18 protein-coding genes are annotated in these 16,305 nt (G+C 41.3%); 8 read left to right on the top strand and 10 right to left on the bottom strand.

Annotation, left to right across the window (positions count from 1 at the left end; all coding sequences use genetic code 11):
* Positions 1–6 precede the first annotated feature (6 nt).
* The 5 genes from H5201_RS03250 to H5201_RS03230 form a co-directional block, all read right to left on the bottom strand.
* A complete protein-coding gene (locus H5201_RS03250; protein ID WP_182739827.1) occupies positions 7–1,671 on the bottom strand; it encodes an amidohydrolase in 1,665 nt (554 codons plus the stop codon).
* A gap of 120 nt (positions 1,672–1,791) precedes the next feature.
* Positions 1,792–2,028 (bottom strand): EF-hand domain-containing protein, encoded by a 237-nt coding sequence (locus H5201_RS03245; RefSeq protein WP_149982107.1) that lies wholly within the window; start codon positions 2,026–2,028, stop codon positions 1,792–1,794.
* A 12-nt stretch (positions 2,029–2,040) separates the two neighbouring features.
* Positions 2,041–2,277, bottom strand: coding sequence for an EF-hand domain-containing protein (locus tag H5201_RS03240; protein WP_149982106.1), 237 nt, complete (start codon positions 2,275–2,277; stop codon positions 2,041–2,043).
* A gap of 110 nt (positions 2,278–2,387) precedes the next feature.
* Positions 2,388–2,615 (bottom strand): hypothetical protein, encoded by a 228-nt coding sequence (locus H5201_RS03235; protein ID WP_145235404.1) that lies wholly within the window; start codon positions 2,613–2,615, stop codon positions 2,388–2,390.
* Positions 2,616–2,637: 22 nt separating this feature from the next.
* Complete coding sequence (locus H5201_RS03230; RefSeq protein WP_145235406.1) at positions 2,638–2,865, bottom strand: EF-hand domain-containing protein; 228 nt, start codon at positions 2,863–2,865, stop codon at positions 2,638–2,640.
* A 315-nt stretch (positions 2,866–3,180) separates the two neighbouring features.
* Here H5201_RS03230 and H5201_RS03225 point away from each other — a divergent pair, with 315 nt between their 5' ends.
* From H5201_RS03225 to H5201_RS03210, 4 genes are read left to right on the top strand one after another with little or no spacing between them, the layout of a single operon-like run.
* Positions 3,181–4,650, top strand: a complete 1,470-nt coding sequence (locus H5201_RS03225) for a HAMP domain-containing sensor histidine kinase (RefSeq protein ID WP_182739833.1) — start codon at positions 3,181–3,183, stop codon at positions 4,648–4,650.
* A 1-nt stretch (position 4,651) separates the two neighbouring features.
* On the top strand, positions 4,652–5,194 hold the full coding sequence (locus H5201_RS03220) for a hypothetical protein (protein ID WP_182761366.1): 543 nt from the start codon (positions 4,652–4,654) through the stop codon (positions 5,192–5,194).
* Between the two features lie 2 nt (positions 5,195–5,196).
* Entirely contained in the window at positions 5,197–6,546 is a 1,350-nt protein-coding gene (locus H5201_RS03215) for a sigma 54-interacting transcriptional regulator (RefSeq protein WP_182783704.1), read from the top strand.
* A gap of 8 nt (positions 6,547–6,554) precedes the next feature.
* The gene (locus tag H5201_RS03210) at positions 6,555–7,055 is read left to right on the top strand and encodes a DUF1543 domain-containing protein (RefSeq protein ID WP_145235413.1); all 501 of its coding nucleotides are present in this window, start codon (positions 6,555–6,557) and stop codon (positions 7,053–7,055) included.
* Between the two features lie 28 nt (positions 7,056–7,083).
* Here the strand turns inward: H5201_RS03210 and H5201_RS03205 are convergent, their stop codons facing one another.
* The 4 genes from H5201_RS03205 to pdsR all read right to left on the bottom strand — a co-directional run bounded on the left by H5201_RS03205 (position 7,084) and on the right by pdsR (position 10,450).
* Complete coding sequence (locus H5201_RS03205) at positions 7,084–7,317, bottom strand: hypothetical protein (RefSeq protein WP_145235415.1); 234 nt, start codon at positions 7,315–7,317, stop codon at positions 7,084–7,086.
* A gap of 50 nt (positions 7,318–7,367) precedes the next feature.
* A complete protein-coding gene (locus tag H5201_RS03200; protein WP_179959192.1) occupies positions 7,368–7,526 on the bottom strand; it encodes a hypothetical protein in 159 nt (52 codons plus the stop codon).
* Positions 7,527–7,628: 102 nt separating this feature from the next.
* Positions 7,629–9,761: a proteobacterial dedicated sortase system histidine kinase gene (gene pdsS, locus H5201_RS03195; RefSeq protein ID WP_182717163.1), complete on the bottom strand. Its 2,133-nt coding sequence runs from the start codon at positions 9,759–9,761 to the stop codon at positions 7,629–7,631.
* Positions 9,761–10,450 carry a proteobacterial dedicated sortase system response regulator gene (gene pdsR / locus H5201_RS03190; protein ID WP_145235419.1) on the bottom strand — a complete coding sequence of 230 codons (690 nt, stop codon included), beginning with the start codon at positions 10,448–10,450 and terminating at the stop codon, positions 9,761–9,763. Before pdsR ends, pdsS begins: the two co-directional genes overlap by 1 nt.
* A 224-nt stretch (positions 10,451–10,674) precedes the next feature.
* On the opposite strand from pdsR, the gene pdsO reads away from it, so the two are divergent.
* From pdsO to H5201_RS03175, 3 genes are read left to right on the top strand one after another with little or no spacing between them, the layout of a single operon-like run.
* A complete protein-coding gene (gene pdsO / locus H5201_RS03185; RefSeq protein WP_182762064.1) occupies positions 10,675–11,412 on the top strand; it encodes a sortase-associated OmpA-like protein PdsO in 738 nt (245 codons plus the stop codon).
* A gap of 39 nt (positions 11,413–11,451) precedes the next feature.
* Positions 11,452–13,473: a marine proteobacterial sortase target protein gene (locus tag H5201_RS03180; RefSeq protein ID WP_182783702.1), complete on the top strand. Its 2,022-nt coding sequence runs from the start codon at positions 11,452–11,454 to the stop codon at positions 13,471–13,473.
* Entirely contained in the window at positions 13,470–14,066 is a 597-nt protein-coding gene (locus tag H5201_RS03175; protein ID WP_145235426.1) for a class GN sortase, read from the top strand. Before H5201_RS03180 ends, H5201_RS03175 begins: the two co-directional genes overlap by 4 nt.
* Here H5201_RS03175 and H5201_RS03170 read toward each other — a convergent pair.
* Complete coding sequence (locus tag H5201_RS03170; protein ID WP_145235428.1) at positions 13,958–14,920, bottom strand: DMT family transporter; 963 nt, start codon at positions 14,918–14,920, stop codon at positions 13,958–13,960. The genes H5201_RS03175 and H5201_RS03170 overlap by 109 nt on opposite strands.
* A gap of 129 nt (positions 14,921–15,049) precedes the next feature.
* Between H5201_RS03170 and proB the strand changes: the two genes are divergently transcribed.
* Positions 15,050–16,153, top strand: a complete 1,104-nt coding sequence (proB, locus tag H5201_RS03165) for a glutamate 5-kinase (RefSeq protein ID WP_145235430.1) — start codon at positions 15,050–15,052, stop codon at positions 16,151–16,153.
* Positions 16,154–16,305 lie beyond the last annotated feature (152 nt).

Below are 16,305 nucleotides of genomic sequence, written 5' to 3'. Positions count from 1 at the left end.
CGTGGTTTATTGTGCCTTACTCTGTGTATCAATTTGCGCTTTTTGGTAGCGTAATTCACCGCCAATCCATGTTTGATTTACGACAATGGTAAAAATTTCTTGTACTGGCACTTTAAAATAGTCTTTGTCGATTAAAATAAAGTCAGCCCACTTTCCTTGCTCTAAACTACCTAATTTAAATTCTTGATGTGCGGCATACGCGGCACCTAACGTGAATGCTCTGAGTGCATCTTCTCTGCTCAGTGCTTCAGTGACTCGCCAGCCATTAGCGGGTAATTGATTGTGATCTTGGCGAGTAATTGCTGAATACAAACCGTCAAAGGGGTTGGCCAGTTCAACTGGATAATCTGAGCCTGCAGCTACTACTGAGCCTTGCTTTAAAAACGTTTGCCAAGCATATGCACCTTGTAATTGTGTATCGCTAAGGCGCTGCTCTGCCATATGCATATCAGAAGTTGCATGCACCGGTTGCATTGATGGAATGATTTTAAGTGCTTTGAAGCGAGGAATATCTGCTGGATCAACTATCTGTGCGTGCTCTATACGGTTACGTAGTAAAATCCCGCCGGTTTTTTTAAATACATTTTGATAGGCATCTAACACAATATGATTTGCTTTATCACCGATGGCATGGGTATTGGCGCTAAAACCATGGTTAAAGCTCAATGTGTACAGCTGCTCTAGTTTTTGTTGAGTTTCGAGCATTAAACCTTGGTGATTCTTTCTATCTGCGTAATCGGCCTGTAGTGCGGCGCCACGGCTACCTAGCGCACCATCAGCATATATTTTTACACTACGAATAGACATGAAATCGTTAAGATCTTTATAGCGACCGGCTCTGAGCATATCTTCAAGGGACGGATCTGTTGCACTTAGCATTGCAACTATGCGCAGCGGTAAGGTGCCTTGTTCAGCTCTTTGCTTGTAAACTTGCCATGTTTGTTTATCAATCCCAGCATCGTGGGTTGAGGTTATACCTAAGCTGAGCAGATGTTGGCCAGCTTGATTTAAGGCATTATTTACGTTTTGATCAGATGGCGTTGGAATATGTGCAGTAATTAAACTTTCGGCTTTATCGACAAAAATACCGCTAGGCTGACCTGCTTGGTTGCGAATAATTTCACCACCTGCTGGTGACTGTACTGTGGGTGTTAATTTGGCTAACTCCATCGCTTTGCTATTAACCCAAATCGCGTGGCTATCGACACGAGAAAGCACCACCGGAACATCTTTGACAACTTTATCTAAGTCAGCAGCAGTAGGAAATTGCTTATTAGGCCACAGTTCTTGATTCCAACCGCGGCCAATAATCCAGCCCTGGTTATTTTTAGCAAATACAGCAAGTTTTTTTTGTATTTCTGCAATCGACATACTGCCACGTAAATCGAGTTGCGCTAAATTATTACCAAGTCCTATCACATGACCGTGGGCGTCAATTAAACCAGGTAATAAGGTTTGTTGCTCGGCATCAAATACTGCAGCATTAGGGAAACTCGCTTTTAGTTTATCGTCTCCTACTTTTACTACTTTGCCATCTTTAATAACCAGTGTAGAAAATTGCTGTAATTGGCCACTGTAAGTTGGAGTGTAACCGTTAGCATTGTAGATCACCGTGGTATCAGCTAGCACAGGTAAAGATAAAGTGATTAAACAGGCGAGTAAGCATTTCATTGTTAGAATTCTTTTTCTGCTTTTGTTAGTTAAACAGTAACAGAGAATACTGAGTCTGCAAATTAAATATAATAAATTATTTATCGTTGTGCATTTCAACTATGCTGATGAATTAGCTATTCATTTATTTGCATATAGAGTAAATTCAGACAGTGATAATCTACCATCTTTATCGCTGTCATAGTTTTTAAAACGAGACCACAGGGCAGGATCTTTTGCTGACTCTGAACGCGTGATAAGACCGTCTTTATCGCGGTCTAAGTTTTTGAATTGTTCTGCTATATTATCAGTTGTTGCAAAACTGCAACAGCTACTGACAAATAACAAACTTAGTCCCAGTTGTGTACAAAATTTCATTGGGGAAACTCGTTAATCTAGATTATTAGTTAAAAAACGCTTAAATTCAGATAGGGAAATTTTATTGTCTTGGTTTTTGTCCCAACGTTTAAAGTTACTCAACAATTGTGGTTGTGGTTCAAGCTCATTATGCGTTAAATAGCCATCTTTATTGCTATCTAAATGATCAAAACGTTGTTTTACATCCAGTGCCATTGCGCTAAAACTGGTGGCTAGCGACACACTTAATATTATTAATATGCTTTTCATTATTTACATCCTACCAACAAAAAGAATAAAGCATTTGCCATAATTTAAATCCCAACATTAAATCCGTTTACACATTCCCTCCGGGATTATGGCAAATACTTTAAAGCCTTTTAAAATTTAAACTTTGCGAACTCTTGCTCAGATAACTGCTCGTCGTTATTATCATCAAGATCAGTAAACTGCTTTAATAGCGTGTTGTTTTGCTTGGCTTCAAGCAATGAAATTTGTCCGTCAGAGTCGGTATCTAATTGCGCAAACTTAACGTTTAATTGTGATGCTAAAACAGTGGCGCTAATGACTAAAAACATCAGTGAAAAAGCGGCGATAAGTTGTTTCATAGCAGTGTTTCCTTTGGGAAAATTATTGCAAAAATTGTTTAAACTCAGCAAATGAAATTTGACCATTTTGATCTTTGTCAATTTGCTCAAAACTTTCGTGTAATACCGCATCTTCAGATGCTTCTGCTTCACTCAATGTGCCATTACTGTCTTTATCAAGTTCTGCGAAGGTGGCCTCGACATCAATGGCAAAGCTGTTAAAGCTAAGCAGTAGGCTGATGCATAAGCACAGCGGTGTTAATATTTTCATATTATTTCCTTATAAACAGTCGTTGATACGGATGTTACAAGAACGATGCCAATTTTTTTATTGTAAAAATATCAGTGACTTAATGTTTTGGCATGATAATAAGTGGGAAAAAATGACTGGGCAGTGTGTCTTTTTTGCAACAACTTTTAACGGGTATTGATTAAGTTTTTAAAAAACAGTTGGTTAAGTTGTTTCAATTTAGCGTCAGTCGCTTTATATAGCGCTACACAGTTCGCCTTATTCATTATTCTTATTGATTCAGCTAGTGTATAAGTAACACCTTCCATAATCAGACATTTAACTAAAGGAGTAGCGATAATGGCCTCATTCGCTAAAAAGTACAGTGCATTACTTAGTTGGCGACCCAATTTAATAGGCCAGTTTTTGTTTAGTACTTTGTTATCGCTGCTGCCATTATCACTGGTAGTGATTGTATTTTTAAATGCGCTGAATAAACAGCTAGCAGTAACTCAACAAATCGTCAGTGAAAATTATCAAATTACCAAGTCATTTAATAATCTTAAGCAAGACCTCAATAGCTTAGAGCGTGCAACGCGACAAAACTGGGTGCTGAAAAGCGAATCACTCGATGAATTGATTGTTGATAAGTGGCAATCATCACTACAAAGCATTGATGAACTAACTTTTATAAGTTCTACGGGGGAGTATATTAAGCAATGGCAGCAACTCGCACAGGTATTGCAATTAGCGCATACTCAACTCGTTACTGAAGGACAACAAGATGCGCAATTGTTTATTCCTGTGAGTGAATTAATTGCGCGTCAAACGGTGTGGCTAAGAGATCAAAATGAGCTGCAAATAACTAAAAATCAGCAACAGTTAAAAGCTTTGCAAAGCTCATTTATCAATTGGTTAATAGCACTTATCCCATTAACTTTACTAGTAGGTGGTGGTTTTTTATGGCGTATAAGTGGTCGCTTAAAAGGATTAACGTCGGTTATTGATAAGCTTGGGCAAGGTCATTGGCAACAAAAAATAGCTGTACAAGGCTCTGCTGAGTTGGTTGAACTAGGAAATAAATTACAATGGGTGCAAGAGCAGTTGCATCAATTAGAGCAACAAAAAGATACTTTTTTACGCCATGTTACCCATGAATTGAAAACTCCATTAGCGTCAATGGTTGAGGGCACTGACTTACTTGCCGATGAAATCGTTGGGCCAATTAACAAAGAGCAGCAAGCGGTGTTGGCGTTAATTACCCAGAGCATGGTGCGTTTGCGCGCTATGATCGATAGTTTACTTAGTTACAATGCGATTCGCAGCAGCAAAGAAGACTTAAGTGAGCTGGAATTCTCGCAATTAATAACCAAGATAAACAGCCATTTTGAACATCGTTTAGTGGCGCGTAAGCAAAGCTTATGTTGGCATTGTGAGTTACCCGAGCAACCACTGGAAATTGCTGCAGAGCTTGTTGAAATGATCTTAATTCAGTTGATCTCTAATGGCTTAAAGTTTTCACCAGCAGGACAGGCGGTCAATATTGCTCTGTCATTAGCTGGTCGTACTTTGACTATGAGCGTTAGCGATCAAGGCACCGGTATTAAAGAGCAAGAGAAATCACATATATTCAGTGCCTTTTATCAAGGTAAGAATGCTAAAGATATAACCGCTCAAGGTAGTGGTTTAGGGCTCACCATTGTAAAAGAGTCTGTTGAGCAATTGATGGGTACTTTACACGTTGAGCATAATGAGCCACAAGGCTGTCGTTTTATAATTCAAATCCCAATCATCCCTCCAACCAATAAAAACCAAGGAGTTAATTAGCATGGGCGTGCGTTTAAATGCCATTTTAGTAGTTTGCATTACAACCTTAGGGCTCGCAGGGTGTGAGTTAACTGAGCAGCCAGTAAATAAAAGCAACCCTGAAGCTGAACAAGCGGGTAAGGTGACTACACCACAAGGGGATAGTTTACCAAATCCGAAACCTAGGCCGAAAACCGATCCTATGTATGCACCTGCCGAAACGGTTATTGGTTGGCATGCAAAGTCGTGCGGTGGTTTTCAAGTGGCAGCGAGTAAAACGGTTTATATTGGTGCTAAAGAGCTTCAGCATTATTTTGATTTTAGTTGCAAAAATAATGTATTAGCACCGGAAAAAGTATTAACGCAGCTGCTAAAACTGGATCAAGCTTATTATTGGCCAGATGATATAAAACAGTATTTATGGCTGCAAAAACAACAAATAAAACAGCAGATCAACGCTAAAAAACAGCAGCAAGCGCTGAATAATAAAATGCAAGAAACCCTGTCATCACTGGCAGCCATCGAGCAGCAACTATTACTACGCGAAGAAACTAAGGAGCAGTAATTATGTCAACAGAGCAAAACCAAGGCGCGCGAATTTTACTGGTCGATGATGATGCAAGTTTATTAAAACTATTGGCTATTCGCATAGAATCTAAAGGCTATCAAGTGACTACCTGCGAAAGTGGTATCGCTGCGCTACAGTTATTAAAAAATAATGTGTTTGATGCTGTGGTTACAGACTTACGCATGGATGAAATGGATGGTATGGCATTACACCGTCAGTTACAAAATCGCTACCCAGCGCTGCCAGTGTTGATGATGACAGCTCATGGGTCTATTCCTGATGCTGTTGAAGCGACGAAGCAAGGTATTTTTGCCTTTATTACTAAACCGGTAGATAAAGATGAGTTATTTGATAGTTTAGCAAAAGCGATTGAAATTCATGGTCTCAGTGCCGATGAAAGTGCATCAAACAGCAATATCGTGACCCGCAGTGGTGCTATGCTGCATTTACTTGAGCAAGTTAAATTACTAGGTCCGACTCAGGTCAATGTGTTGATCTCGGGGGCCAGTGGTACAGGTAAAGAGTTACTAGCTAATGCTATTCATCAACATAGCCATGTTAGTGAAGGTCCGTTTGTTGCAATAAACTGTGGTGCGGTACCGGGTGAATTACTCGAATCAGAACTTTTCGGTCACAAAAAAGGGGCTTTTACGGGCGCGATTAAAGACCACCAAGGGTTATTTCAGCAAGCGCAAGGCGGTACTTTATTTTTAGATGAAATTGGTGATATGCCACTTAATTTACAAGTTAAGTTACTGCGCGTATTACAAGAAAAAACTATTCGCCCTGTGGGCTTTGAAGAAGAAATTCCAATTGATGTGCGGATTGTATCAGCAACTCATAAAAACTTGCCTGATGCGATTGCTAATCAGCAATTTCGCGAAGATTTATATTACCGCTTAAATGTTGTGAATCTTAAATTGCCACCACTGTGTGAGCGCAGAGAAGACGTTAGTTTATTAGCACAGTATTTTAGCGCTACCATCGCTAAACGTATGAATCAAAAAGAAAAGCGTTTCGCCAATGATGCAATGCATGCATTAGTACGTCACGATTGGCCGGGTAATATTCGCCAGTTACAAAATGTAGTAGAGCAGGTTGTCGCACTTACCCCAGGTGAAGTAATATCAGCACAGCTGGTTGAAAGTGCGCTTAATAGTAATACCAACAATGTTGAGCCGCTTTCACTTAACGATGCTAAAAAAGAATTTGAGCGAGATTATGTGATTAATGCTTTAAAGATGGCTGGCGGTAACGTGGCTGAAGGGGCAAAACTAGCTAAGCGAAATCGCTCAGATTTTTATAAGTTGATCAAAAAACACAACATTGACGTTGATACTATTTGTTAGGAGAGAAAATGCAGTTATTTATGGTGTATTTAGGTGGGCGTATTCAGGGCTGCCATATTGAAATGCATGATGTTCGTTTTGTTGTTGGGGAATCGATTGAACAAACTTACTCAAAATTAAAAGCGCAGTGGGTCGGTGATAAAAGTAGCGTGCACATGGACAGCTATATGGCGGTAAATCACATTGATGGCTTTGCAGTAACCGTGGTTGATGAACCCGTGGCCCAATCGCAGCAGTTATACTTTGTAAATTTAGGAGCGTATCGTGCTGATAGCTTAGCTGAGCAGCATGACTTTGCGTTATATGTAGCAAGTAGTAGCGACGAAGCTAAACAAAGAGCAAAAGAGGATTTACTAGCAGGTTTAAGTCATATTCATAAAGATGACTTACATGATGTAGATGATTGCTTTGCAATTGACTTGCTCGACAGTCAATTACATATCAAGCTAACCCCGAGCGAGCAATCTCAAGCGATTAAGCCCGATTGGTTTGGTTACCATATATTATAAATAATCAAGAGAGTGTGTGGTACAAGCGTTAGCCGTTATCACTTTGTTCTGCACGCTCTTTGTCTTCACTGTTACTGGCAATTTTAAAAGCGATAATCACTAAGCCAAACATAGCAAAAGGTAACGCAGCAAGCATATACTCGGTAACATTGCTATCTTGGAAGCTGGCTTGTAGTAAAAAATGCCCAGCAATACACAGTAAAATAACAATCAGTAAGATCGGTAATAAAATAAGTTCTTTTTTAGCAGAATGAGTTTTCATTATTAGGCAGTACTTTTACAAGGTGCGCCATTGTAATGAGCAAACCACTTTTAGGTCAAACAACTAGGCTGATAAATTACTTTTGATTGCGTTATGTCATGTTTTTCAGTATCAGAGTTAGGTTCGCTACTGTTTAACTCATCACTATCTTCATAGCTGTATAAATCAAAAATAAAATCAATTTCTTCACGTTTCAGTATCGCTTGCATATTGCCTCCTATCTTATCAACTTAGTTAAGTAGTAAGCATATGTCTGCGCGACTGAATTGTAAGTGAACATTAACCGTACAAAATGTGTATAAATGTAATCCTTAATTATTATTAATAGGCAGTCGAACGGTAAAAGTCACACCATCAGCTTGTTGATTATTAGCCGCGCTAACTGTGCCTTTATGGTATTCACACACTAAACGTACTATATAAAGCCCTAAACCCAAGTGTGGTTGCTGCTGCAGTTGTTGACTACGTACCGACACCATTGAATCAAAAATATGCTCTGTTAATCCCTCGGGTAAAAGTGGACCTAGATTACTGACACATAACAGGGCTTCATTATCATGTTGATCAAGGCTGACACTTATAGCGCTATCTTCAACACTAAACTCTAAGGCATTATTGATTAGTTTATCTAGCAACTGAGCAATAAACTCAGGCGCGCCGTTAAGTAGTAATGGTTGCGGACAAATATTAAGGCTAAATTGCTGCTGTGCATAGGTTAGCTGGTAGCCTTGCATACAACCATTGATCACATTTCGCAAATCAAACGGTTCAGCTTCAGCGCTTTGAATACTTTGCTCAAGGCGAGTTGCTTCGCTCATGGTGGTGATTATTTTACCTAAACGCTCGACTCCTTCACTGGCACGATCAAGGTATTTTTGGCTCAGCTCACTTTGTGGCTGCATTTGTAAGTTTTCAAGGGAACTACGTACGACCGCAACGGGTGTTCTGAGTTCGTGAGATAATCGCGACGACATGGTTTCTAAATAGTTAGTGTAACCACCTAAGCGACTTACAATATTTGCAAAACTGCGAGATAAATCGCCAATTTCATCGTTTGAATCGCTGTAATTAATAGTGCCAGTTACTCGCCCTTGAGCATCAATGGCTTGCTCTGCGGTATCTCTTAAGCGACGAATACGACTGGAGATCCTTGATGCAAAAAAGAATAACGTTACTGTGCCTATTAGCATCACTGCTAAAATCACATTAAATAGTTTCTCTAACGATTTGTTGCGTAATGTGCGAACACCATTGGTAGTCTCTTCGGCCACTACAGCACCAATGACCTTATCTTGGATCCAAATAGGATATGCGGCTGATAAAATAACCGCTTTGTTATCTGGAGTGAGTCGCCAAGACGATGCTGGTGTGCCACTGAGTGCTTTACCTATATGTGTGCCTTGCATCGCTGCGACATCGTGCAAGGTATCTAAAAATTCATTTTCAGGGCGGGTAAGTACTTTATAGTAAAGTGGATGTAAGTAGTTTTTCTCAAATCGTTGCCACCAGGTTTTTGCTGGCTGGTCGTTAAGCCCATCAGCCCAAACGCCGTCGGCATGATGAATTGATCCTGACTGCGCTAACACGCGGTGATGATTATCAACCACCCAAATTCGGCTGCCGCTGTGACCCATACCTTTTAATATACGATTTATTTCAGGGGAGGGCACCAGCACTGAGCCAATATCATTGGGGTTTTGTAAGTTTGAAGTCGACATAGTCTGTGGCTCAGGCTTGCCTTGATCCCAATCTTCAATTGCAAAGCCGAGCTTATTGCCAAGCATAGTTAGCGGAAACCGCAACTCTATGTTGTAGCCAGTCTCTGTACTGACAAAATATCCTTGAATTTTTGTTATTGGGGTTTTGCTTTGTGCGTCAAATGCGTTGATCCAGCCATCTTGGCGAGCGGCAACAATATAGTGCTTAAATTCCCCTTGTGGGGTTTTTAACATGATCTGTAAGTGATCATTACGGGTTAAACTTAGGGTGTTTTTAGCGCGATAAACCACCGAGTCATCGGTAACTTTAAATACTGCATATAAAAAGTTTTCATATTTACCAACCATATGCTCAAACGATAAGTCCTCAAGCTGATGGTCTGGTTTATTAGTTTGTAAATAGCGCTCGTCGTAATGCCAAAAAAGACTTTGATAAGGCTGCCAGTCCGACAGTTTGCCATCAAGTTGAATGGGGTTACTAAGGTTATAGGCGTAGAGATCACGGCCTTTTATAACCTGATCTAAAAAATTGGTTTGCGAGTCAAATAATGCTGGGCGCTCATGCAGGGCCGTGGCGAGTGCTCGGGTAGTGCCGACTAAGGTTTTTTCTTGACCTTGACGCAGAAATTTTTCCATTTCCCACACGTATTCATAGCCAAGCCAAGGCAGTAAAAATAAAAAACACGACAGCAATATAAATTTACTGCGCAAACCAAAACGCAGCATTACACTTGCTCCCAGCGATAACCCATACCGTACACGGTATCTATACAATCAAAGTCAGTATCTAAAGCGATAAATTTTTTGCGAATACGTTTAACATGAGAAGTGATAGTGCTGTCATCAACGTAAATCTTTGCATCACTCATTAGTTCGTTACGGCTTTTTACATGCCCAGGGCGCTGTGCCAGTGAATGCAGCATCCAAAATTCAGTTACGGTTAAATCGACTATTTGCTGCTGCCAAAATACTTGCATGCGTTTAGTATCAAGCGTGAGCGGGCCGCGATTGAGTAAAGCATTTTGATCAGCGGGTTGCTCGAGTGCTTCCATACGTCGAAACAGTGCACCGATACGAGCCGCCAAATGCGCCATGCTGATATCTTTAGTGAGATAGTCATCAGCGCCCATGCGTAGGCCACACACTGTATCTATTTCGCTGTCGCGGGCGGTTAAAAAAATAATCGGCAAGGTTTTAGAAAGCGAACGCAGAGTTTGGCATAGTAAGAAACCGCCATCAATTTCATGACCTAAACCAATATCGACAATCGCTAAGTCTGGTAGTGCGTCATTAAAAGCATGCTCTGCACTTTGACGGTTGCTATAGCCGCTGACCAGATAACCCTGCGCGCTGAGCATTTCCATGTAATTTTCGCGGATCGCGGGTTCGTCTTCAATAATTGCAATCTTCTTCATTTACAGCACCTTCTTATATTCTAGTTGCACTATACCTAATTTTTTTGCTTTCGCACTGGCGAAAAAGCAATTGCCTTTTTTTTGCCACAATTGCTCAGCAGTTTGCCTTTTTTGCTCCCCTTTGTTGCCACTTGAGCTTGCTTTAATGGCGTTATACCAAATCGGGCAGCTACCAACCCATGAGTTGCCAACTATTAAGTAATTAAGCAAAAAAGGATTACACCATGAAAAAAATGATTATCGCTTGTACTGTCGCGACTATTTTTGCAGCACCTAACTTAGCCCACGCTGACACAGTTGCAGTTAAAGCAAAAGAAACTCATAAAGAAACGGTGATAGGTTTAAGTACGGGGGCAATTGTTGGCGGTATTGTTGGCGGCCCAATTGGTGCCTTTGTTGGTGCATTTGCCGGAGGCTTGATTGGCGAGCAAGAAGTGGCAGAAGATAAAATTGCCGAGCAACAACGTGCGTTAGTTGTGCTGCAAGATAAAACCGATGATTACCAGCATGTACTTGCTCAAAATGCGCAAATGAGTGAGCAGCTCGATAAGCTTGAGAGTAATAACGAACGCCTTGCATTAGCAAAAATGCACAACCTAATGGCAATGACCATTCAATTTAAAACCGGTTCAAGTGAGATTGCCCCGCACTTTGCCAGCCAACTTGATCAACTAGTGAATTTACTACAAAGCCAGCCAGACTTGCAGCTGGATTTAAATGGCTTTGCCGATCAACGTGGTGATGAGCTCGCTAACTTAGCGCTTTCAAAACAGCGAGTCGCAAATGTACAAAGCTACTTAATAAAGCAAGGTATTAGCCATACCCGCTTAACGACTACCGCATTTGGTGAGCAACAAACTGTGGCAGATAGCGATAATTATGAAGAAAACATGTTTGACCGCCGTGTAACGTTAACAACTCGTCCAAGCACGCAGCCGTATAACCAAACCGCGAGTAACTAATCGCCATTTTGCCAAGTAGCCGCCAAGGGAGTGATTTTTATGTTGAGTAAACCAAGCAAAGTGCTGACCCGTAGCCATTTATGGTTACGGGGAAGCCTTTTTACCTTCATCGCGTTTGTTAGCTGTGCGAGTAACGCCAGCACATCGCCAGAACTAACTATGTTCGACAGCAATGGTGCAAAGGCAGCGCCTGGCGTTATCTTAAAAAGTGATGCCACCATGACAGTCACCGGATTGATAAACCATGTCGTGGTAACTCAACATTATCGCAATGAAAACCCGTTTGCTGTTAATGCACGCTATGTCTTTCCGCTGCCAGAGGAAAGTGCGGTGCATGCTATGACTATGCACATTGGTGAGCGAGTGATCAAAGGTGAAATTGATAAAAAAGCACAAGCCGAGCTGCGTTTTCAACAGGCGCAACAAGCGGGTAAACAAGCCGCTTTAGTGCGCCAGCAGCGTGCAAACATGTTTGTCACTAATGTGGCAAACATCGGCCCCGGCGAAGAAGTACAAATAGAGCTGCAATATCAAGAAGTGATTGATTATCGCAGTGGTACATTTGCACTACGATTTCCAACCACGATAACGCCGCGTTACCATCCGATTAATGGGGTATTAAATGAAACAGCAGAGGATATGATTGACTCGCAGAGTAATGAGTTATCATCAGCGAGTATTGCTGCCACGGGGTGGATAGCACCGATTTACATGGCCACTAAAAATGCAGGCGCGGTTCAAGGCGAGTTTAAGCTAACGGTTAATATTGATGTTGGCCTAGAGCTGGTGGATATTCAGTCTAAATATCATCGTATTAATACCGAAAATCTGGCATTTGGTCAGTATCAAGTTACTTTAAATGAACAACGTGCCGTGAATCGTGATTTTTTACTGGAGTTTAAACCGCTGCAAAAAGAGCAAGCGCAAGCCGCATTTTTTACTGAGCAGCTCAGTAATGGTGAGCGTTATGGATTATTAATGTTGCTGCCGCCGGATGATCATTTTACGCAGACTCAGCGTCTATCAAGAGAAATGATTTTTGTAGTCGACACTTCCGGCTCTATGCACGGACAGTCAATGGAGCAAGCCAAAAGTGCACTTCATTATGCGTTATCGTTACTTGATAGTAACGACAGCTTTAATATTGTCGGCTTTGACGATCAAATTATGCCTATGAGCGATAAACCTGTGCCGGCTAATGATTTTAATTTACGCCGTGCTGAGCGCTTTGTATATAATTTACAAGCTGATGGCGGCACTGATATTAAAGGGGCATTAGATGGTGTACTAGATGCTCGTGAGCATCTAGGGTATGTGCGTCAAGTGGTATTTTTAACCGATGGCAGTGTCAGTAATGAAGATGCATTGTTTAAACATATTAGTGCGCAACTAGGTGATAGTCGTTTGTTTACGATTGGTATCGGTAGTGCGCCTAATAGTTACTTTATGCGTCGAGCTGCAGATGTTGGGCGCGGAACGTTTACTTATATTGGCAGCAGTAGTGACGTGCAACCAAAAATGCAGCAACTATTTGATAAGTTAGCTCATCCTGCAATTACTCAACTTGCGCTTAGCAGTGATTTGGCAAATCAAGCTCTTGAATATTGGCCATCGCCGTTACCCGACCTGTATTTTTCAGAGCCGGTGATGGTTGCTATAAAGCTTGATAATAATGCCGGCGTTACTTTAGCGGGGCAAACGGCGCAAGGACCGTTGTCGATAAAGTTAAATACACAACAAGGGCGACCGGCTCATGGAATTGCAAGGTTGTGGGCACGGCAAAAAATTAAATCATTATTACTTTATAACGAGCAAGAGCAGGTTAAAGCACAGGTTGAGAGTCTAGCGCTTGAACATCAATTACTTAGTCCGTTTACCGCCTTTGTAGCGATTGAACAGACACCATCGAGCACTGTTGCTGAGCAGAATGTGCAAGTGGTTAATCAACGACCTCAGGGTCTAGCAATGAGTTTGCCACAAACTGATGGGCAAAGCAGACTACATATTTTACTCGGTTGCATGCTGTTGGCTGGATTTGCAGTGTTGAGACTGAAAAAATGAAAGCAGTGATTGGCGCTATATTGTTGATTGTTGGCTTGGCGTTGCTTGGTCATGGTAGTTATATGCAAGCTAAAGCGTGGCTGGCACAACACCTTATAGAGCAGGCTTGGCAAGTGGCACTGACAACGCCAGAGCAACAAGTTAAACCCTGGTTCTATGCTGATAGTTATGTAACTGCACAACTGAATTGGCCAAGCCAAAAGCAAACCTTAACAATATTAGCAGGAGCCAGTGGCCGTAACTTAGCGTTTGCTCCGAGTCACTTTTTAGCTAGTGCAGAGCTAGGCTCTGAGCAAGCAGGCGTGTTAATTGCTGGACATAATGACACTCACTTTGCTTTCTTACAAAAAGTGAATGTAGGTGAGCAATTTAGCTTACAAACGCAAAATGGCCAAATTGATCGCTATCGAGTGCGTGGGATTGCGGTTATTCATCAGTCCCAGTACGATTTTTTAGCGCATAAAGGCTTGTATTTATTAACCTGTTATCCGTTTGACTCTTTAGCCTCCGGGACTGAATTACGATTATTAGTCTCTGCCGATAAATTGCCATCACCTGCATCGGTGTTATCTATGTCTACTACCAATTCTTGATGACGCTGACTTATCATTACACCTACAAATACCACGCCAATGCTGAGCCATTGGCTAAGAGAAAGCACTTCTCCCAAGATAATTGCTGATAATATTAGGGTGAAAATCGGTATTAAATTTGAATAGGCTGCGGCAGTGAGCACTGACACCTTACTAATTGCGTAATTATACAAACCATAGCCGCCTAAGGTGACGCAAGAGCCTAAATATAAAATACTTAATAATGCGCCAAGGTCGTGTTGATTTTCACTGGGTAAATCAATAAACAGTAAAAATGGCGCAAAGAACAGACTACCGCTAAAACCTTGCAGTGCAATTAAGGTTAATGGTGAGTAGCGAGCAACTAAATGTTTAACTGAAATAGTATAAAATGCAGCGCAGACCATTGCCATTAACTCCAAAAAGTTACCCAGCAATGGATTGGGAGCCTGCTCTGAGCTTGGCGACATTAAAGTTAATAAGATACTGCCGCCAATACAAAAAGTGAAACCAATAACAATGGCCTTACTAATGTACTCTTTGAGCATAAAAAACGCTAAAAGTGCTACGATAATCGGTAAGCACGATACAATAACCCCCGCTTGAGAAGCTGAAGTATATTCCATCGCATGGCCTTCAAATAAAAAATACAAACAGGGCTCAGCCAGCGACATCCCCACCAGATATTTCCAGTCACCTTGATGATATTTAAAGCGAATAACGTAACGCCATAAGCACAATGCCATGACTAAGGTGGTTAACATGCGTAAAAAAATCACCAGTGCAGGGTCATAAATGGCGATCGCGTATTTCAGCGCGATAAAAGAACTACCCCATAAAAAGGTGGCGATTATTAAACATAAACTGGCTGGCATGAAGGTCGCTTTAAAGTGAATTAAAACACGATCCTAGCACGTCAGCACCGTGATTGAATATTTTTAACTTGTTCAAAAATCGATAACTGGTATAAATAAATCCTTCAATATTTTTGTGTAGTAAAAAGCATGCAAAGGGCACAGGTAATAGTGGTTAAGCTGGGAACGAGTGTACTCACTGGTGGAACCGATAAACTCGACAAAGCACACATGGTTGAATTAGTTCGCCAATGTTGTGAATTAAAAAAGCAAGGTCATCAAGTTGTGCTGGTATCAAGTGGCGCGGTGGCTGCTGGCCGAGAGCAACTATTAAAACCCTGCGGTCGTTCTTTGATTGATAAACAGATGCTTGCCGCGATTGGTCAAGGTCAGCTTATCCACATTTGGCAAAGCTTATTTGCTTTATATGGCGTGAATGTAGGGCAAATGCTACTGACTCGCGCTGACGTTGATGACCGAGAACGCTACCTCAATGCCCGCGATACTTTAACTGCATTATTAAGTTATGACGTGGTGCCAATCATTAATGAAAATGATGCGGTCGCAACTGCTGAAATTAAAGTCGGTGATAACGACAACCTCTCAGCACTGGTCGCTATATTAGCTAATGCCGACAAATTATTATTACTAACCGACCAAGAAGGTTTATTTACCAGTGATCCACGTACTGATGTTAATGCGCAATTAATTGACGAAGTGGCACATATTGATGATGAGTTACGCCAGCTTGCTGGTGGCAGTGGAACTAGTCTAGGCACGGGTGGTATGGCAACGAAATTGCAAGCCGCTGATATCGCTCGTCGAGCCGGGGTGGAAGTGATTATAGCCAAAGGTGCTGGTAAAAATGTGATCCTTAATTGTATGAGCGAACAGTTACCAGGCACACGCTTTGTAAAGCTAACAGCGCCAAGAGATGGCCGTAAAAAATGGCTGTTAGCTGGACCTAAAAGTAGTGGCCAAATAGTGATTGATGATGGCGCAGTAAATGCTTTACAGCAACAAGGCGCTAGTTTATTAGCCAAAGGCGTACGCGGTGTGCGCGGGCAGTTTGAACGTGGCGATTTGATTGATTTAGTCACCAGCGATCAACAATTAGTGGCCCGTGGGTTAGTACGTTTTAGTAAAGCTGAAACCGATACCATTAAAGGTTGTCATTCAAGTGAAATTACAAAGTTGCTAGCTTTTGATTGCGGTAGTGAAGTGATCCATCGAGATGATTTGGTGTTGTTTTAGATTATCAAACTACTACATTGTAAACATTAAAGTCATCCCTTGAGGATATAAATGAATAGTTTAATAATACAGCAAGACTCAAGCTTTTATTCTTTGATGCAGGCCTTTTCACTGCGGTATTGAGTTTTGCTTTATATTTTTAAAATAACGTG

Source organism: Pseudoalteromonas sp. SG43-6 (genome assembly GCF_014164365.1).
GTDB lineage: Bacteria > Pseudomonadota > Gammaproteobacteria > Enterobacterales > Alteromonadaceae > Pseudoalteromonas > Pseudoalteromonas rhizosphaerae.
Note: the sequence above shows the minus strand (reverse complement) of the source record. Positions and strands in the feature narration are given on the sequence as shown.